Below are 18,790 nucleotides of genomic sequence, written 5' to 3'. Positions count from 1 at the left end.
TGATTGACGTGGGGAGGGGGCGTCGGTTTGGCACGGAGTTGTTCGCCCTTGCGCATTCTTTTGATGAGCCTTGGCACACACGGCGACGTTCAGCCGTTCGTGGCGCTCGGAACGGCGCTGGCGCGGCGCGGTGCGCAGGTAACCGTGGCCACAGGCGCGGGGTTCGATACCATGATCGAGGCGGCGGGCCTCACGTCCGCGCCCTTTTCGATCAACTATCAGGACCTGTTGAAACAGCCGGATATCCAGGCGGCGATGCACACGCTGTCCGGCAAGATCCGCATCTGGCGACAATCGAAGGAATGGTTGCGTCAGGAGTTGCAGGAACAATGGGACCGGGCTCGCGCGATCATCATCATCGGGCTGGATCTCATCGTCTACAATCTCAAGACCGCGCTTGCGCCCCATATCGCGCATGATCTCAGAGCGGTCGCGGGGCCCGCGCTCATGCAACCGGTCTTTGTGCCGACCGGGGCCTTTCCCTTCATGATGCTGAGTTCGCGCAGCCTCGGGCCTTTTGTGAATCGGTTGTCGCATCGCCTTTCCACAGGGCTTGCGCATGCCCTCAATCGGCGGATTTTCAGGGCCCTTGCGGCGAGCCGTGCGGATTTCCGTCTTGCATCTGGGCTCGATGAACTGGCCGGCTACGCGCCGAATGGTCGCCCCGTGCCGCGGCTTCATGCCTATAGCCGACATCTGGTGCCGAAACCCGATGACTGGCCGGATACCGAGACGATCACCGGCTACTGGTTCCGCAACAACGGCGAACCGGACTGATCGCCTCCGGCGGATCTGGCGCGGTTCCTTCAGGCCGGGCCCCGCCCCGCCGGTCTATGTCGGCTTCGGGTCCATGCCCTCGATCGATGCGAGGCGAACGGCGCAGGCTGCGATGGAGAGCTTGCGTCGTGCCGGGCAACGCGGGGTGCTGGCAACCGGCTGGGGCGGTCTGGAAAGGCTCGACGGCGGGCCCGACATGCACGTGATCTCAAGCGCCCCGCATGCGTGGCTCTTTCCGCGCTGCGCGGCGGTCGTCCATCATGGGGGAACGGGGACGACCCATCAGGCCCTCAGATGCGGACGCCCGGCGGTCGTTTGTCCGATTTTCGGGGATCAGCCCTTTGGGGCACACCGCATCGCGAAAAGCGGTGCGGGATCTGATCCGTTGCCGATGAAGCGGTTCAATGCGGAAAGGCTTGCATCCCGTCTGGCGCAGGCCCTCTCGCCTCAGATCCGCGAAAAGGCGGAGAGCATGGGGCGGCTGGTGCGAGCCGAATCCGGATCGGAACGCGCCGTGGACGTGCTGGAACGGATTATGACCGGATAAAGCTCTAAGGCCAGGACACACGACCAAAAGATGGCCGTTGCGGCGATGCGGATTGCCGACAAGAAAAGTTCACCGTATCGGTCGTAACGGGCGCGCGATGCGACACCAGTTCTTCTCGGACATTGTGGCAGTTGGGTGTTCAGGCTTCCTTTGAGGAAGGTGTAGTCGGGTGGATCTGCGCAGATGAATATGCAAACCAGAAAGGCACGGCCTGACGAGGCCCGCGTCTTGACCGAACTTGTGATGCGCTCAAAGCAGTCTAACGGCTATGACGATGACTTTATGGAGGCCTGTCGGGAGGAACTTGCCATCCGCGAAGATCACTTCTTTGCGAGAGAATACTGGGTTGCAGAAGTGGAAGAAATTTGCGGGATCATCGGGCTTGAGGTTGATGCAAGCGGATTGTCTGGTGAGGCTTGCGTGCTTTTCGTTGATCCTGCGTGGAAACGAAAGGGAGTTGGCCTTCAGCTATGGCAGACACTTGTGAAGAACGCGAAAGACAAAGGCTTGAATTCAATCAGGCTCGATGCTGATCCAGCCGCGGCTCCATTCTACCAAGCTCTTGACCTTCGGACGATAGGCTCAGTCCTGTCTAATTCCATTCCGGGACGAAAATTGCTACACATGGCGTATGATTTGGAATAATCCGACAAGCGACAATTTAGTTCGCAGGCAACGGTAATGTCCGAACCGGATATGGTCCGAATGTTGCCGAAAGTCCGATGTTAGTGAAAACTGCCATCGAGGTCGCGCCTGTTTAAAGGTCCTGTCCCAGGCGAGGGACGTTCTTACACCGGCCAGATCAGCAGTGTGGGCACGGCGGTGACGGAATTCATCACCACGCGCCCGTTTTCCAGCCGTGCTCGGCCGGAGGCGATCAGGTTCAGGGCTGTGCGGGTAAAGCGCATGCTCCACGGCCAGAACGCGTGCCGCCAGCTTCTCCGCATCGTCGCTCTCCAGGACGGGAACAGCCCCTTGCGCGATGATCGGGCCGGAATCCATGTCGTTGGTGACGAAGTGGGCGGTGGCGCCGTGCAGCTTCACACCGGTTTCCAGAGCGCGGGCATGGGTGTTGAGGCCCTTGAAGGCGGGCAGGAGTGCCGGATGAATGTTGATCATCCGGGCCCTGCCCATGCATCCACGAACCACGACGTCAGCAAGCGCATGAAGCCCGCAAGACAGGCGATCTCGATGTCGTGCTCGCGCAAGGCGGCGTCGAGCGCACGTTCGAAAGCCTCGCGGTCATCTCCGAAGGGCTTGTGGTCGACCACCTTGGTGCGAACGCCTGCGGCGCTTGCGTGCGGTAGTCCCTCAGCTTCCGGTCTGTTGGACAGAACAAGATCGATTTCAGGAGGATAGACTTTGTTCTTGGACGCTTCGATGAGCGCCGACATGTTGGAACCACGTCCTGAAATCAGGACGCCGATACGTTTGCGTGTTGTCATGCCGAAAGCGTACCGTCAAAGACGACGTAATCCGCCACCCGGTGCTCGATGAAGCCGAGACGCGCCATGTTCTCGCCCTGACGGGTGAGGATCTCGGTGACCTCGTTGGCGTCTTCCGCCGCAACCACCATCACCATGCCGACGCCGCAGTTGAAGGTGCGCAGCATCTCCGACTGTTCCACGCCGCCGGTCTTGGCCAGCCAGTCGAAGACGGGCGGGCAGGCGATGGCGGACAGGTCTATATGGGCGGCGCAGGTATCGGGCAGCACGCGCGGCAGGTTTTCCGGCAGTCCGCCGCCGGTGATGTGCGCCAGCGCCTTGATGCCCGAGCTTTCCTTCAATGTCGCCAGCAGCGGCTTGACGTAGATCCGTGTCGGGGCGAGCAGCGCACGGCCGAGGCTCACACGCTCGTCGAAGGGCGCCGGAGCATCCCAGTCGAGACCGGAGCGCTCGACAATGCGGCGCACCAGCGAAAAGCCGTTGGAATGAACGCCCGCAGACGCGAGGCCCAGCACCACGTCGCCCGGCATGACGTCGGCCCGCGGCAGGAGCGTGCCGCGCTCCACCGCTCCCACGGTAAAGCCCGCCATATCGTAGTCGCCCTTGGCGTACATGCCCGGCATTTCGGCCGTCTCGCCGCCGATCAGCGCGGCGCCGGCAATGCGGCAGCCTTCCGCGATGCCGACGACGACGGTCGCCGCCGCCTCCACGTCGAGCGCGCTGGTCGCGAAATAGTCGAGGAAGAACAGCGGTTCTGCGCCCTGGACGACCAGATCGTTGACGCACATGGCAACGAGATCGATGCCGACGGTGTCGTGAATGCCGGTGTCGATGGCGACTTTCAGCTTGGTGCCGACGCCGTCATTGGCCGCCACCAGCACCGGATCGGTGAAGCCTGCGGCCTTCAGGTCGAACAGTCCGCCGAAGCCGCCGATGTCGCTGTTGGCGCCGGCGCGCGCGGTTGCCTTGACCATCGGCTTGATGCGTTTCACCAGCGCGTTGCCCGCATCGATATCGACGCCCGCGCCCACGTAAGTCAGCCCGCCGCTGGCGGACGAAGTATCGCTCATGGAGTGCGCTTTCCGAATTCAGAAAAATTCTGCCGCCTTCAAATCAGTTGGGGGCAGGTAAGTCAAACGCGAAGAGGACTGCGTGCCGCGGATTAGGGAAAAAAGGCGGGTGGAGAGGACTCTCCGAGCGCCCGTTCGCATCATCGGGCACGAAAGCTCCTTGTCTTTTCGTAAGGGCAGAATTACCACCAATTTCATTCGGAACTGTATTGCGGTTCTTCGGCGATCGGGTGCCAAGCGTTGGGAGTGAGACGTCATGACCCTGCCGAACCTGATTTCGGTTCTGCGCCTTCTCCTGGTGCCGGTCATCGTCACGATGATCGTTTCCGGCGAGGACGCCGTCGCGTTCTGGCTTTTCGTCGTCGCCGGACTGAGCGATGCGGCCGATGGGATCATCGCCCGCCGTTTCGCCCTTTATTCGGAACTCGGCGCCTATCTCGATCCGATTGCCGACAAGGCTCTGCTTGTTTCCATCTATCTCAGCCTGGGGCTGATCGGCGCGCTGCCGGTCTGGCTGGTCATCGTGGTGATCAGCCGTGATATTCTCATCGTCGGCGGCGTGATCCTGTCGTGGGGCATGGGGCGGCCGGTCCCGATGCATCCATTGATGGTCTCCAAGGCCAATACAATGGTACAGATCATGCTGGCGGCAATCGTTCTGGCGGAAGCCGGATTGGAACTTTCCACCGGGGGATTGCGTCTTCTATTGGTCTACGCCGTCGCGTTGACGACCATCGTATCCGCTGCAAGCTATGTGGTGGACTGGTTCGCTCACATGGCGGTGACCGAGAAGAACCGAGCTCGTGAAACGGGCAAGGACGGCATACGCGAAGGGACGAATGAATGACGCTGCAGCGCCGGATCACGTTCTGGATGATTGCCCTTTGCGCGATGATCCTGTCTCTGTGGGTGTTTTCGCCGATCCTGCTGCCATTCGTCGCCGGCATGGCGCTTGCCTATGTGCTCGATCCGGTGGCCGATCGGCTGGAAGCCATCGGCATGAACCGGCTGTGGGCGACGATCACCATCCTGCTGCTGTTTCTGCTGGTTCTGGTGCTGCTGTTGCCGGTTCTCGGCAATCAGCTCGCCAGCTTGATCGCGGCGCTGCCGGATTATGTCTCCCAGCTTCAGACCCTTATCGTTGAGCATGTCGGCGATCAGTTGCGGCGCGTGACCGGGTTCGGGACGGATGAGTTGAAAACGTCGCTCGGCAACCTGATGACCCAGGGGGCGGGCTGGCTCGGCAATCTGCTTAAATCGATCTGGAGCGGCGGACAGGCGCTGATGTCGATCATGGCGCTATTCCTGGTCACCCCGGTCGTCGCCTTCTACCTGCTGCTCGATTGGGACCGGATGATCGCCAAGGCCGGCAGCTGGCTATCTCTGGAACACTGCGACCTCATTCACAAGCTTGTCGGACAGATCGATACCGCGGTGGCTGGGTTTGTCCGCGGTCAGGTCAGCGTGTGTCTCATCCTCGGCACGTTCTATGCTGTGGGGTTGGCGGTCGTCGGGTTGAAGTTCGGGTTGCTGATCGGCATCGGCGCGGGGCTCATCAGCTTCATTCCCTATATCGGGGCGACTACCGGGTTCCTCATGTCGCTTGGCGTGGCGCTGGTGCAGTTCTGGCCCGATTGGTACATAATTTTCATCGTTCTGGCGGTCTTTGCCGCCGGTCAGTTCCTGGAAGGCAACATCCCGATTCTCATCGGCGATCGGGTGGGGCTCCACCCGGTCTGGCTGATGTTCGCGCTCTTCGCCTTCGGTTATCTGTTCGGCTTCGTCGGCATGATGGTCGCGGTGCCGGTGTCGGCGGCAATCGGTGTGCTTGCCCGTTTCGGGCTCGAGCAGTATCTCACCAGTTCGTTCTACTACGGTGTCAATCCGCGAAGTCCGGCAGGGGATAGCGAGCACGATGGGTGACGGTGCCTTGCTTTTGCAAGATTTGTCCGCCATGCCGCTCAAGGCGAAACGGCAGCACAAGACAAGTATAGAGGATGTGGAATGAGCGAGGGTGGGACGCCGCGCCAGTTGCCGCTGGAGCTGCCGTATGAGGCCGCGCTTGGGCGTGACGATTTTCTGGTCGGTGACTGCAATCGCGCGGCGTTCGATCTGATCACGTCGTGGCCCGATTGGCCGTCCGATTTCGTGTTGTTGGCGGGGCCCGTGGGAGCGGGCAAGACGCATCTCGTCTCCATCTGGCGCCAGTCCTCCGGCGCGCAGATTATCCCGGCCTCCAGCCTCGGCTCGCAGGATATGCTGGCCGTCGTGCGCGACGGGCCCGTGGCGGTGGAAGACGCCCATGGCGGGCTCGACGAGGAAGCGTTGTTCCATCTGCTCAACGCCGCGCGCGATGCCTCGCGTCAGGTGCTGATCACCTCGCGCACATGGCCTGCGGCGTGGAACCTCACCTTGCCCGATCTCGCCTCGCGCCTGCGCCTTGCAACGCCTGTGGAGGTGGCGGAGCCGGACGACGATCTCTTGCGTCGCCTGCTGGTGAAGCTTTTCGCCGATCGCCAGCTATCGGTGGATCTGCCGGTAATCGAATATCTGGTGGTCCGGATGGAGCGTTCGCTTGAGGCGGCAAACCGCATCGTGGCGACGCTCGACCGTGAGGCGCTGGCCGCCCGCCGCCGGATTACCCGCCCGATGGCCGCGACCGTGCTGGGGCACGAAGGGTAAGGTATCCGCAAGCCGAAGGGCTAATGTGAGCTTTGTCGTCCTCACTCCGCCCTCCGGCCGTGCTCACCCCCTAGATCGTCTTGAAATTGCTGCTTCGCTCTGCGCTCTCGATAAATCGGGTCGCACCGGCGATGCTTTCGCGTTCAAGAATCTGACGGCTCTTCCATTCAATCTGCAATGCGGAATGGATCGGCTGGCCCCATCCGAGCTGGGTGGCGCGAAGGTCTGCGCGCACGCATTCGGGCGGGAAAAGTGCAATTTCGGCGGCAAGCGCCTGAGCAGTGGAAAGGGCGGCGCCATCCGTAACGATGCGCTCGGCCAGATCGATCTCGCCGCATTCCTTCGCCCCCGCCTTGCGCCCGGTCAGGATCAGGTCCATCGCCCGGCCCATGCCGACGAGGCGGGGCAGGCGGGCCGTGCCGCCGTCGATCAGCGGAACGCCTCAGCGGCGGCAGAAAACGCCCATGTAGGAGCTTTCCTCCATCACCCGCATCCGCCATCAGGGCGAGTTCCATGCCGCCGGCAACGGCCGGTCCGGCAATGGCGGCGATCATCGGTTTTTCGAGGAAAAGATGGGTCGGGCTCATCGGTCCGCGTGGGGCTGTCTCGCGCTTGCCGTTCCAGCCCGGCGGAATATCGAATTCGCCGAGCGGTCGGCGTTCACCCGCAAGCTCGCTGGCCGTCTTGAGGTCGAATCCGGCGCAGAAAATACCTTCGGATCCGGTGAGCACCGCCACGCGCGCGTCGTTGTCGTTCTCGAAAGCCAGGAAGGCATCGTAGAGCGCATCGGCCGTGGTCGGATCGATCGCATTGCGCGCCTCCGGCCTGTCGATGGTGATGGTGGTGACCGCGTCGGTCTTGTCGATACGAACCGTCATGTATTCCCCCCGGAACAATTTGGTTACGTTGAAAAATCTAACGCGTGAATTGATAAATAGAACAGGGGTAAATATCTGTATTGTCGAATGGTTGCTCTCCCGTCAACTTGCCGTTGCGAAATGTAAACGAGACCGGATAACCGGTCCTGACGGCAGCAAAAAGCCTCGTGGGGACCTGTCGCCGGGGGCGATCAGGCTTCCATGTCGAGATCGATCCAGATGGGAACGTGATCGGACGGCTTTTCCCAGCCGCGCACATGCGCATCGATCTCGCATCCGCGCAGTCGGCCGGCCGCCTGGGGCGAGAGCAGCAGGTGGTCGATGCGGATGCCGATATTCTTCTGCCAGGCGCCTGCCTGATAGTCCCAGAAGGTGAACCGCTCGTCCGCGTGACAGGCGCGCAGCGCATCGGTCAGGCCGAGATTCTTCAGCGACCGGAACGCGCGGCGCGTTTCCGGCCGGTAGAGCGCATCGCCCTCCCAGATTTCGGGATGACGGGCGTCCTCGGGCTCGGGGATCACGTTGTAATCGCCGGCGAGCACGAAGGGCTCTTCCTCCTGCAGGAGCTTGCGGGCATGGCGTTCCAGCCGCTCCATCCAGCCGAGCTTGTAGGGAAATTTCGGGCTGTCCACTGGGTTGCCGTTGGGCAGGTAGAGGCTGGCGACGCGGATGACGCCGGAGGGGACGGAAATCACGCCCTCCAGATAGCGGGTCTGTTCGTCCTCTTCGTCGTTGGGCAGGCGGGCGGTCACTTCATCGAAGGGATGGCGCGACAGGAGGGCGACGCCGTTGAACCCCTTCTGGCCGTGCGTCTCGATGTTGTAGCCGAGCTTCTCGAAGGCCTCTCTGGGGAAGTTCTCGTCGACCGACTTGATTTCCTGCAGGCAGGCCACGTCCGGCTCGGCTTCCTTGAGCCAGGCCAGAGCCGTGTCGATGCGTGCCTTGACGCCGTTGATGTTCCAGGTGGCGATCTTCATGGGGTCCATCCGCTGTTCGCGACGGACTTAGCACGGACCGGCGGATTCGGGGAGGGCACCGTTCCCGCCGGATTGAAAAAAAACGGATCGCTAGACGGAAAAACTCGTGCCGCAGCCGCAGGTGGCAACCGCGTTCGGGTTGTCGATCTTGAACGCCTGACCCATCAGATCGTCGACGAAATCGATGACGGAGCCTTCCATGTAGGGCAGCGAGACCGAATCGATCAGCACGGTCGCACCGGCCTTCTTCAAAACGAGATCGTCGTCGGCCGTGGTCGTCACCAGTTCGTAGACGTACTGGAAGCCCGAACATCCGCCACCTTCGACGGAGATGCGCAGCATCGTGCCGTCTGCTTCCTTGGAGAGGATCGCGGCGACGCGCTTTGCGGCGCGGTCGCTCAGGGTTACGGAAGCGGTCTCAGCGTGGTCGATATCGGCGGCAACAGTCATGTCATCGTTTCCGTGCGATTGTCGGGCCCCCGGCTGCCGCTGGCCCTTACGCTTGCGCGGGCGGGCATGCTAGGAAATCCGCGACGTTGCAGACTCGGCCTCCCCACGGGGCGGTGCCTTTGCCGGATATTCGGACAGGCATCGCAACACAGCATCGCCGAAGGGGCGCCGTTTGCCGACAATATTAGGGCAGGCGGGCGTGTTCAAAAAGGGCGGTGCCATCGTGCCACGGGGTTGACCCGGGATTGATGGAGTGAATGAGATGACGGTGCGTTTGGCACGTGCGGAACTCGGGTTCGGTTCGCAGGAGCGTGCACCTTATGCCATCAACCCCGGACACAGCCGCGGACGGCTGAAGCCCGAGCCAGACAGTCCAACCCGCACGCCCTATCAGCGCGACCGTGACCGGATCATCCATTCCACCGCCTTTCGCCGCCTTAAGCACAAGACGCAGGTCTTCGTCTATCACGAGGGCGATCATTTCCGCACGCGGCTGACCCATTCCATCGAGGTGTCGCAGATTGCGCGCTCCATCGCCCGCGCGCTGCGGCTCGATGAGGATCTGGCCGAAGCCCTGGCGCTGGCTCACGATCTCGGCCACACGCCCTTCGGCCACGAGGGCGAGGATGTGCTGGATGCCTGCATGGCGGATTTCGGCGGGTTTGACCACAATTCCCAGAGCCTGAGGATCGTCACCAAGCTGGAACGCCGCTACGCCGAATTCGACGGTCTCAATCTCGCCTGGGAGACGCTGGAAGGCCTCGTCAAGCACAACGGTCCGCTGACGGACCGGGCGGGCAACGGCATCGGTAAGTATGCCGAGCACGGTCTGCCGCAGGTCATCCTCGACTATCCCGCCCATGACGGGCTGATGCTGTGGTCCTGGCCGTCCGCAGAGGCGCAGGCGGCCGCGATCGCCGACGATATCGCCTATGACTCGCACGATCTCGACGACGGGCTGCGCGCCGGTCTCTTCCGGCTCGAGCACTTGAAGGACGTGCCTTTGTGGGATGAGATCCTGGCCGAGGTCGACAATCGCTATCCGGGACTTGAGACGCCGCGGCGCATTCACGAGCTGGTGCGTCGGGCTATCACCCGCATGGTGGAGGACGTGATCGGCGAGGCGCAGGCGCGGATTCAGGAGCTGAGACTGTTGTCGGCGGAAGATATCCGCGCGGCCAAGGGGGCGGTCATCGGTTTTTCGCCCGCCATGGCGGCGGCGGAGGTCGGGATCAAGACGTTCCTGTTCGAGCACATGTACCGGCACGAGGACGTGCTCGCCGTTCGCAAACTGGTGGCCAAGGTCGTTCGCGACCTTTATGATGGCTTCCTCACCTATCCGCACGAGATGCCGGATGAGTGGGCCGACGACCTGGACGATGCCACGTCAACAACGGTTCACCGCCGTGTTTGCGACTACATCGCCGGCATGACGGATCGCTACGCCATCGATGAACATAGCCGATTGTTTGACGATACCCCGGAATTGCGATAGGCGAGCGCGGCCGGAACGCGGCAACGCGTCACCGGCTTTTGTGCACGGGTCCCATGCCCGCCGCCGCCACATGAACAGTTGGTCCGATGAACGTCTTTGCCGAATTCGCCGAACGGGTCCGCGCCATCGTGCGTGGTCTGGATTTTGCCGCCGATCTGAGCGACGCCGATCTGGCGCGTCTCGTGGTGGAGCCGCCACGCGATCCGGCTCATGGTGATCTGGCCACCAACGCCGCACTCGTGCTCGCCAAGCCCGCGCGCCGCAAGCCGCGCGATCTGGCTGAACTGATCGCGGAAGGGCTGAAGGCCGACGCGGATGTGGAGACGGTCGAGATCGCCGGTCCGGGTTTTGTCAATCTGCGTCTGAAATCAAGCTATTGGACGGGACTTCTCGCGAAAGTTCTTGACGAGGGGCAGGGCTACGGCCGCAGCTCGCGTGGGGCGGGCGTCAAGGTCAACGTGGAATACGTGTCCGCCAATCCGACTGGGCCGATGCATGTGGGGCATTGCCGCGGCGCGGTGGTGGGCGATGCGCTGGCGAGCCTGCTGGCCTTTGTCGGGTACGACGTGACCCGCGAATATTACATCAATGATGCGGGCGTTCAGATCGACGTGCTCGCCCGGTCCACCTTCCTGCGCTATCGCGAGACGCTGGGCGAGGAAATCGGCGAGATCCCGAGCGGGCTTTATCCCGGCGACTATCTGGTGCTGGTCGGCAAGGCGCTGGCCGAGGCGCATGGCGACAAGCTCCTGAAGATGGATGAAGACGATTGGATGCCGGTCGTCCGCAACTTCTCCATCGACGCGATGATGGATATGATCCGCGACGACCTGCAGACGCTTAACGTGCGTCACGACGTTTTCTATTCCGAGCGCACGCTGCATCAGCGCAAGGACGGTGCGCCGTCGGAAATCGACGCCATGCTCGACGAGTTGCGCACGCGCGGCCTTGTCTACGAGGGAAGCCTGCCACCGCCGAAGGGCCAGTTGCCGGAAGACTGGGAAGATCGCGAGCAGACGCTGTTCCGCGCCACCGATTACGGCGACGACATCGATCGTCCGCTGAAGAAATCGGACGGACCCTACACCTACTTCGCCGCTGACGTTGCCTATTTTCGCTCCAAGTATCTGCGCGACTTCAAGCAGATGATCTATGTGCTGGGCGCCGACCACGGCGGTTACGTCAAGCGGCTTGAGGCTGTCGGGCGGGCGATTTCAGGCGGCGAGGCGAAGGTCATCGTGCGGCTTTGCCAGCTCGTGAAGCTGTTCCGCGACGGCGAGCCGGTGCGTATGTCGAAGCGTTCGGGCGATTTCATCACGCTGCGCGAGGTGGTGGACGAGGTCGGCCAGGATCCGGTGCGCTTCATGATGCTCTATCGCAAGAACGACGCGCCGCTTGATTTCGACTTCGCCAAGGTGACGGAACAGTCCAAGGACAACCCCGTCTTCTATGTCCAGTACGCCCATGCGCGCTGCATGTCGGTCTTCCGGCAGGCGGCGGCGGAGCTGCCTGATCTCGATCTGTCGAACAAGGCCTTGATGGAGGCCGATTTTTCGAAGCTCGATGATCGCGGCGAGCTGTATCTCATCGCCAAAATGGCGGAGTGGCCGCGAATCGTCGATTCGGCGGCGGCGGCGCGTGAGCCGCATCGACTGGCATTTTATCTGAATGAATTGGCCAGCGCGTTGCATGCGCATTGGAATAAAGGCAAGGATTCGCCTAAATTACGCTTTATTAACGTTGAAGGTTTAGATTTGTCCCGGTCGCGATTGGCGCTGGTGCGCTCGATTGCGACAGTTTTGGCTTCGGGTTTGTCAGTTCTCGGTGTGGATGCACCGGACGAAATGCTTTGATAGCCGACATAATGTCGGTGCCGGATCCAGCGGTGGTGAGTCTCTCCCGGCAAGTGTAGAGTGCCCTGCGGGTAATGAAAGTCTAGCGCTCGTCCATGTCCGACATAAAAACGCCCACGTTCACCCACAGCGAAGCGGACGAACATTATGCGGATCAGGCTCAGGCCGATAACCGACCGAGCCCCCAGTCGGCTTATGTCGAGGATCCGCTCGTCGAACTCGCGCGTATCGTCAGCGAGTCCGCACACACCCCTTCCGTGACCTCTCCTTACGAGGATGTGCCGCAGCCCCAGGGCGAGGCGGCCCCCGAAGAGTTGTCCGAACTGCAGGAATACAGCTTGCCCGAGGATTTCGGCTCCGGTCTTGAAGCGGAGCTGATGGCCGAGCTTGCTCCGTCCTATCCCACGCAGCCGGCGGCAGCTCAGTCCGAGCCTCAGCCAGTGCAGCAGCAGCCGCGGGCCCGACAGCCTGCGAGCGCCGCATCGCGCGTCACGCATCCGTTGCCGCGCGCCACGCCGCACATGCCGCCCGACAACATTCCCGCGCATTCCATTCTTGCCTCCGAAGCGCGCGCCGCGCGAGTTCCGGAGCCCGCACAGCCGACGCATCACAACGTGTCGCTGGGCGGAAGATTCAATCCGATGGCCTATTCGGCGTCCGAGCCGGACTATGCCCCGGGACCCGTTCAGCCGCCCCGTCGTGCGTCCGAGCCGGAACCGGAGCCCTATATCGAACCGATATCGCCGCAGGGCAGTGCCGCCGTCGATGAGTCCGCCAGCTATGCGGATGCGGCGGTCGAGGCGCTGGAGGCGGCCGTTCAGGAAGAGCTGCGCCGCGCTTCTTTCGGCAATCCTCAGCCGAGCGATTATTCGCAGCCCCAGGGCTATGCCTCGCCTGAAGACTTCTCCGCGCTGGGCGGCTATTCCGAAGATTATTCGAGCGACTCTTCGCAAGAGCCCGTTGCTCCGCAGCCTCAGGAACCTGCTGCGCCAGAGCCCGAAGACGTCGTCTCTCCGGTTCAGGGCGGAGTGCTGCGCGGATCCTTCGATCAGGATTTCGCGCCCTCCTATGGGCAGGAAAGCTATTCCGTCGAGTCGGACGTCTATGTGGAGCCGACCCCGATCCGTGCTCCCGAGGCTCCTGCTGCAAGCCCGGAGCCGCGCGTCGCGCAGAACTATGTCGAACCGCGGTTCGATCCGGACGACATGCAGTGGCCGTCTGCCGAACCGGCGCAAGCTGCGCAGAATTATGACGAACCGCGTGTGGAGCGGGCGGTGCCGGGTTACGAGCGGCCCGTCGATGACGGCGGTATCGAACTCAACGACATTTTCGAGGCGGACGAGGCCGAGTCCGCTCGCGTTGCTCAGGATGTCCTGCCGGAACATCCGGCGGTGGAGAAGCGCGCTGCACCGCAGGCCGAGCCGAAGCGTCGCGGCATGATCGTGGCGGTTGCTGTGGCGACGGTCGTCATCATCGGCGGCGGCGCCTTTGCGATTGGCGGACTCTTCGGTGGTGATGGCCCGAGCGGTCCTCCGGTGCGGATTACCGCGGCGAAGGGGCCCTTCAAGGTGTTTCCGGAACCGAAGGCAGCTTCGAGCGAGCCGACGCCGAGCAAGTCGATCTATGACCGGGTTGCCGGGGTCGAGCCGCGCGATGAGCAACTGGTGCCGCGCGAGGAAGAGCCCATCTCCAGCGTTCCCACGATCGATGACGGCTCTCCGAGGTCCGTGACCGGCGAGAATGTTGGCTCCAGCACACCGGCGCAGCCCAAGCGGGTGCGCACGGTTGTGGTGCGGCCGGATGGAACGATCATCGCCGCGTCCGATCTGCCGGGCTCCTCGGCTACGGCGGATGCGCCGCAGGCCGCCACCGCGCCGACCCTCGACACGACGCCTCAGGCCATGCCGGGCGCGAATGCGAATATCCGCACCGTTGCCACGCGTCCCGCCAATGAAGTGGGGGCTGCGACCTCCACCGATACGCAGGACACGGCGGAAGCGCGCGTGCCGATGACGCCGGAGCGGACTGCGGAGAATGGCGAGGCCGCGACGGGCGATGTCGTGACCCTGATGCCGCGTCCCAAGCCCGATGCCCCGGAAACGCGCGTGGCGGCGGCGACACCTGTCTACGACGCGCCGATCCAGCGCACCGGTCCTCTCGATCTGACGGGCGGAAACGCCGCGCAGCCGGCTGCAAGCCCGCGTCTTGCGGCCTCGACAGCCTCTACCGCTGCCGTTCCTGCCGGATCCTACGTGGTCCAGATCTCCTCCCAGCGCACGCTTGAGCAGGCGCAGGCGGCTTATGCCTCGATGCAGTGGCGGTTCCCGTCCATTCTCGGCAACTTGCAGGCCGTCTATCCGAGCGTCGATCTTGGCGATCGCGGCACCTTCTACCGGGTGCGGATTGTGGCGGGCGATCAGGCGGAAGCCGACGACCTTTGCTCGCGGTTGAAAACGGCGGGCGGCGACTGTTTCGTCCGGTATATTCGCTAGTTTGGCAATCAAATCGGAAGTGGGGCGCGTGCGGGGATATCCTCGTCGCGTCCTTGCTCATCCGTCTGTCTGTCTGTGGGAAGTGTGATGACGAAGGCTTTCATAACGGGCTGCGCGCAGCTTCGCCTCAGTGCAGACGAGCGGGCTTTTTTTGCAAATGAACGGCCGTAGGGCCTGATCCTGTTTGGCCACAATGTGTCCGAACCGGCCCAGGTTGCCGATCTGGTCGCTGCGTTTCGCGATGCGGTCGGCTACGCCGATGCTCCGGTGCTGATCGATCAGGAAGGCGGGCGCGTCCAGCGCCTGAAGCCGCCGCACTGGTCCTCCTATCCGCCGGGCCGACACTACGGCCAACTGTTCGCGGTCGATGCGCAAGCGGGCAAGCGGGCCGCTTGGCTCGGTGTCCGGCTGATCGCGCATGATCTCCATGCTCTCGGCATCACGGTCGATTGCCTGCCGGTTCTCGATGTGCCCGCCAAGAGCGGCCATGACGTGATCGGCGACAGGGCCTATGGCGAAGATGTCGAGACGGTGGTGACGCTGGCGGGGCTGTGGCCGAAGGTCTGGCTGTGGGCGGCGTTCTGCCGGTCGCCAAGCATGTGCCGGGGCAGGGGGTGGGCAGGAGCCGACAGCTATCTGGAATTGCCGCGGGTCGATACTCCGGCCGTGGATCTGGAAGCGGTCGATTTCGAGCCTTTCCGCCGTCTGTCGGGCCTTCCTCTGGCGATGACGGCGCATGTGGTCTACACCGCCTATGACGCGCTCAACCCGGCGACGACCTCGAAACGGATGATCGACGACGTCATTCGCGGCATCATCGGTTTTGACGGATGCCTGATGAGCGACGATCTCTCCATGCAGGCGCTTGCGGGGGCGCTTGGAGACCGGGCACAGGTCGCGTTCGATGCGGGGTGCGATCTGGCCTTGCATTGCAACGGGGACATGGCCGAAATGACGGAAGTCGCGGCCCGCTCCCCGGAACTGACCGGCGCGCCGCTAAGGCGTGCGAAAGCAGCGCTCGATGCGCGGTCCGAGCCGAAACCTCTCGACGAACAGGCCGCACGGGAGGAGTTGCGCGCATTGCTCGCGCGTCTTGCGGACCGCTAGGGTGTGGTCCTGCAAACGAGGCAGAGCGGTGAGCTTGAGGGAAATACGATGGCCGACGAAGAGCCTTTCGAATTGCTCCTGCACGAGGTTCGGGAACCGATCGGCCCGGCGCTGGTCGTCGATGTCGACGGTTATGAAGGCCCGCTCGATCTGCTGCTGGCGCTGGCGCGCAACCAGAAGGTCGATCTCACCCATATCTCCATTCTGGCTCTGGTCGAGCAGTATCTGTCCTTCGTCAACGAGGCGCGCAAGCTGCGCCTAGAACTGGCCGCCGACTATCTGGTGATGGCGGCCTGGCTTGCCTATCTGAAATCACGTCTGCTGCTGCCCGAGCAGAAGGACGACGACGAACCGACCGGTGAGGAACTGGCGGCAGCGCTGGCCTTCCGGCTGCGCAGACTGGAGGCGATGCGGGACGTGGTCGCGCGTCTGATGAACCGCAACCGGCTGGGCCGGGATGTTTTTCCGCGCGGCGCGCCAGAAACTGTGGCCGTGGTCCGGCGCAGCGAATGGGACGCGATCATCTACGATCTCCTGATGGCCTATGCCTCGCAGCGCCAGCGCAATTCGGTGACGTCGATGCAGGTCGGAGGGCGGACGGTCTGGTCGCTGGCGGATGCGCGCACCATCCTCATCCGGCTTGTGGGAGCTGCGGCCGACTGGGCGCCGATCGACAGCTATCTCATCGCCTATATGGCCGATCCGCAGGAGCGGGTGAGCGTATTGGCCAGCGCCTTTTCCGCAAGCCTTGAGCTGGTGCGCGAGGGCAAGATGGAACTGAGCCAGTCGAACCCCTTCGCCCCGCTCTACATTCGCTGGCGTCCCGGCGCCACTCCGGCACCGGAAGATGAAGCGGTCCCGGAAACGGTTGAGACGGCCCCCGAGACCCCGCAAGAAGGTCCTGTCACGGAAGACAATGATGAGTGATACCGAGCACGACGGCGACGAGAACGCGGAACGCGCACGTGGCGGCAATGTGATGAGCCTGCCTTCGGCAGAGCATCGTTACGAATTGCGCATTCTGGAAGCGCTGCTTTTTGCCAGCGCCGAGCCGTTGGGTGAGGCGGAACTGGCCGCGCGTCTGCCGGAGGGGCGCGATATCTCGGCGCTCATTTCGGAATTGCAGCAGGCCTATGCTGGGCGTGGGGTCAATCTGGTGCATGTTGCGGGCAAATGGGCCTTCCGCACGGCGGACGATCTGGCCTTCCTGCTGCGTAGGGAAGCGACGGAACATAAGAAACTCTCGCGCGCGGCGCTGGAAACCCTGGCCATCATCGCCTATCACCAGCCGGTGACGCGCGCGGAAATCGAGGAGGTGCGCGGCGTTTCTACCTCCAAGGGCACGCTCGACGTGTTGCTGGAAGCTGGCTGGATCCGTATGCGCGGACGGCGGCGCACGCCGGGACGTCCGGTGACCTACGGCACGACGGAAGCCTTCCTCGACCATTTCGGCCTCGCGGAAGTCCGCGATCTGCCGGGACTTGAGGAGCTTCGCGGGGCGGGGTTACTTGACAGTGCCGTGCCGATCGACTTCATGGTGCCCGCACCGGACGACAACGAGGATCTCAAGGACGACGAGGATCCACTTGAAACTGGCGACATGTTTGCCGATCTGGAAGAGGACGAGCCTGTCGCTGCCGGGAATGGTCCTGGGGAGGACGCGGGCGACGACGAAGGCACCACAGAGCGTTAAGACAACAAGAACCGCCGGAGCGGAAATGGACGCAAGGTCACACGACATGAGGTCGGATCGATCCGGGGATCGATGGGGGGAGCGTGGCACGGCAGGCGCGGCGATTGCCGCACGGCTGGCTTTTGAGTCGGTTTCGCACGCCTATGAGGGCGTTGCATCGGTTCGCGACGTCTCGTTGACGGTGGATCCCGGTGAAGTCCTGTGTCTGCTCGGTCATTCCGGGTGCGGCAAGACGACCCTGTTGAGAATTGCCGCCGGGGTGGAGCATCAGCGGTCGGGGCGGGTGCTGATCAACGGTCGGGAAATCGCGGAGCCGGATGTTTTCCTGTCGCCGGGGTGGCGCGGCATCAGCCTGATGTTTCAGGATTATGCGCTTTTTCCCCATCTCTCCATTCTCGACAATGTGCGTTTCGGCCTGACGGCGCTGCCTGCGGCGGAGGTGGAGCGCGAGGCGTTGCACGCGCTGGAACGGGGCGGACTGAAGAGCTATGCGCGCGACTATCCGCATGCGCTTTGCGGCGGCGAGTAGCAACGCGTCGCTCTTGCGCGCGCGATCGCGCCGCATCCGTCGGTTTTGTTGATGGATGAGCCGTTTTCCGGGCTCGACCGGCGCCTTCGCGACAGCGTGCGCGACGAGACGATGGCAGTTCGGCGCGAGACGCGCGCGACCTGCATCGTCGTCACCCACGACCGGGAAGAGGCCTTGCGCATGGGCGACCGGATTGTGTTGATGCGGGGCGGACGGCTTATTCAGCTTGGCACCGCCGATACGCTCTACAACGATCCGGTCGATATCTTCGCCGCGCGGTTCTTCTCCGAATTGAACGCGCGGTTCTTCTCCGAATTGAAAGAGTTGCAGGGGATCGCGCGCAACGGCGCGGTTGAAACGCCTCTGGGGCCCCTCGGCGCTCTCGATCTGGGCGAAGGGGAGGCGGCTACCGCGTGTCTGCGTCCGCAGGCTTTGCGGGCGAGCGGGCAGGGCGAGGCCGGTGTCGCCGGACGCGTCGTGCGTCGCCATTTCCTGGATGAGGCGGATCAACTCGATATCGCGGTGGACGGGCTATCATGGCCGCTCAAAAGCCGGGTGCGAGCCGGTCTCGGCTTCAGGGGATGACGTCGCGCTCGCGGTCGATCTGGATGATGTGCTGGTCTTTGCCCGCTCGGGTGAGGAATAGCCAGCGGGCCTGCTCCCCTTACCGTTCGTTCGAAGCGCACTCGCGGTTTCGTCGGAAAGTGGTAGCGGTTGCAGGGTGGAAATCAGTTGCGACTTTTCGCTTGACCCCTTAAGTGCTGTGAGAGCACAGGCGATTGTCTATCGGGGGAA

The 18,790-nt window shown here is 63.1% G+C and carries 18 protein-coding genes and 1 pseudogene; 14 read left to right on the top strand and 5 right to left on the bottom strand.

The features are described 5' to 3' along the window. Positions 1 to 63: 63 nt before the first annotated feature. From QNJ43_RS00985 to QNJ43_RS00975, 3 genes are all read left to right on the top strand, one after another. Positions 64 to 777: a glycosyltransferase gene (locus QNJ43_RS00985; protein ID WP_300466654.1), complete on the top strand. Its 714-nt coding sequence runs from the start codon at positions 64 to 66 to the stop codon at positions 775 to 777. Positions 778 to 850: 73 nt separating this feature from the next. Next, positions 851 to 1,324 carry a glycosyltransferase gene (locus tag QNJ43_RS00980; RefSeq protein ID WP_300466652.1) on the top strand — a complete coding sequence of 158 codons (474 nt, stop codon included), beginning with the start codon at positions 851 to 853 and terminating at the stop codon, positions 1,322 to 1,324. A 228-nt stretch (positions 1,325 to 1,552) separates the two neighbouring features. Continuing rightward, the gene (locus tag QNJ43_RS00975; RefSeq protein ID WP_300466650.1) at positions 1,553 to 1,969 is read left to right on the top strand and encodes a GNAT family N-acetyltransferase; all 417 of its coding nucleotides are present in this window, start codon (positions 1,553 to 1,555) and stop codon (positions 1,967 to 1,969) included. A gap of 143 nt (positions 1,970 to 2,112) precedes the next feature. On the opposite strand, the pseudogene purN reads toward QNJ43_RS00975, so the two are convergent. Then, a pseudogene (gene purN, locus QNJ43_RS00970) lies at positions 2,113 to 2,769 on the bottom strand (phosphoribosylglycinamide formyltransferase). Then, positions 2,766 to 3,839, bottom strand: coding sequence for a phosphoribosylformylglycinamidine cyclo-ligase (purM, locus tag QNJ43_RS00965; protein WP_300466648.1), 1,074 nt, complete (start codon positions 3,837 to 3,839; stop codon positions 2,766 to 2,768). The pseudogene purN and the gene purM overlap by 4 nt, the downstream one beginning before the upstream one ends. A 256-nt stretch (positions 3,840 to 4,095) precedes the next feature. Here purM and QNJ43_RS00960 point away from each other — a divergent pair, with 256 nt between their 5' ends. From QNJ43_RS00960 to QNJ43_RS00950, 3 genes are all read left to right on the top strand, one after another. Next, a complete protein-coding gene (locus QNJ43_RS00960) occupies positions 4,096 to 4,686 on the top strand; it encodes a CDP-alcohol phosphatidyltransferase family protein (protein WP_300466646.1) in 591 nt (196 codons plus the stop codon). Then, a complete protein-coding gene (locus tag QNJ43_RS00955) occupies positions 4,683 to 5,762 on the top strand; it encodes an AI-2E family transporter (RefSeq protein WP_300466644.1) in 1,080 nt (359 codons plus the stop codon). Before QNJ43_RS00960 ends, QNJ43_RS00955 begins: the two co-directional genes overlap by 4 nt. Before the next feature lie 81 nt (positions 5,763 to 5,843). Next, positions 5,844 to 6,521 carry a DnaA/Hda family protein gene (locus QNJ43_RS00950; protein WP_300466642.1) on the top strand — a complete coding sequence of 226 codons (678 nt, stop codon included), beginning with the start codon at positions 5,844 to 5,846 and terminating at the stop codon, positions 6,519 to 6,521. Between the two features lie 167 nt (positions 6,522 to 6,688). Here the strand turns inward: QNJ43_RS00950 and QNJ43_RS00945 are convergent, their stop codons facing one another. The 3 genes from QNJ43_RS00945 to erpA all read right to left on the bottom strand — a co-directional run bounded on the left by QNJ43_RS00945 (position 6,689) and on the right by erpA (position 8,826). Continuing rightward, entirely contained in the window at positions 6,689 to 7,399 is a 711-nt protein-coding gene (locus QNJ43_RS00945; protein WP_300466640.1) for an enoyl-CoA hydratase-related protein, read from the bottom strand. Positions 7,400 to 7,590: 191 nt separating this feature from the next. Continuing rightward, on the bottom strand, positions 7,591 to 8,376 hold the full coding sequence (gene xth / locus QNJ43_RS00940) for an exodeoxyribonuclease III (protein WP_300466638.1): 786 nt from the start codon (positions 8,374 to 8,376) through the stop codon (positions 7,591 to 7,593). A gap of 90 nt (positions 8,377 to 8,466) precedes the next feature. Then, the gene (gene erpA, locus QNJ43_RS00935; protein ID WP_300466636.1) at positions 8,467 to 8,826 is read right to left on the bottom strand and encodes an iron-sulfur cluster insertion protein ErpA; all 360 of its coding nucleotides are present in this window, start codon (positions 8,824 to 8,826) and stop codon (positions 8,467 to 8,469) included. A 262-nt stretch (positions 8,827 to 9,088) separates the two neighbouring features. On the opposite strand from erpA, the gene QNJ43_RS00930 reads away from it, so the two are divergent. From QNJ43_RS00930 to QNJ43_RS26540, 8 genes are all read left to right on the top strand, one after another. Beyond that, positions 9,089 to 10,321, top strand: coding sequence for a deoxyguanosinetriphosphate triphosphohydrolase (locus QNJ43_RS00930; protein WP_300467265.1), 1,233 nt, complete (start codon positions 9,089 to 9,091; stop codon positions 10,319 to 10,321). 86 nt (positions 10,322 to 10,407) lie between these two features. Further along, a complete protein-coding gene (gene argS / locus QNJ43_RS00925; protein ID WP_300466634.1) occupies positions 10,408 to 12,174 on the top strand; it encodes an arginine--tRNA ligase in 1,767 nt (588 codons plus the stop codon). A 95-nt stretch (positions 12,175 to 12,269) separates the two neighbouring features. Continuing rightward, positions 12,270 to 14,666, top strand: a complete 2,397-nt coding sequence (locus QNJ43_RS00920) for an SPOR domain-containing protein (RefSeq protein WP_300466632.1) — start codon at positions 12,270 to 12,272, stop codon at positions 14,664 to 14,666. Positions 14,667 to 14,840: 174 nt separating this feature from the next. Beyond that, on the top strand, positions 14,841 to 15,773 hold the full coding sequence (locus QNJ43_RS00915; protein WP_346432827.1) for a glycoside hydrolase family 3 N-terminal domain-containing protein: 933 nt from the start codon (positions 14,841 to 14,843) through the stop codon (positions 15,771 to 15,773). Positions 15,774 to 15,821: 48 nt separating this feature from the next. After that, positions 15,822 to 16,700, top strand: a complete 879-nt coding sequence (locus tag QNJ43_RS00910) for a ScpA family protein (protein WP_300466630.1) — start codon at positions 15,822 to 15,824, stop codon at positions 16,698 to 16,700. A 52-nt stretch (positions 16,701 to 16,752) separates the two neighbouring features. Beyond that, entirely contained in the window at positions 16,753 to 17,466 is a 714-nt protein-coding gene (scpB, locus tag QNJ43_RS00905) for an SMC-Scp complex subunit ScpB (RefSeq protein WP_300467261.1), read from the top strand. A gap of 25 nt (positions 17,467 to 17,491) precedes the next feature. Continuing rightward, on the top strand, positions 17,492 to 17,995 hold the full coding sequence (locus tag QNJ43_RS26545; protein ID WP_346432797.1) for an ATP-binding cassette domain-containing protein: 504 nt from the start codon (positions 17,492 to 17,494) through the stop codon (positions 17,993 to 17,995). Between the two features lie 51 nt (positions 17,996 to 18,046). After that, positions 18,047 to 18,580 (top strand): hypothetical protein, encoded by a 534-nt coding sequence (locus tag QNJ43_RS26540; RefSeq protein ID WP_346432796.1) that lies wholly within the window; start codon positions 18,047 to 18,049, stop codon positions 18,578 to 18,580. Positions 18,581 to 18,790 lie beyond the last annotated feature (210 nt).

Origin of the sequence: Breoghania sp., assembly GCF_030066895.1 — a bacterium.
GTDB lineage: Bacteria > Pseudomonadota > Alphaproteobacteria > Rhizobiales > Stappiaceae > Breoghania.
The sequence above is the reverse complement of the archived record's forward strand: the minus strand, read 5'-3'. Positions and strand labels throughout refer to the sequence as shown.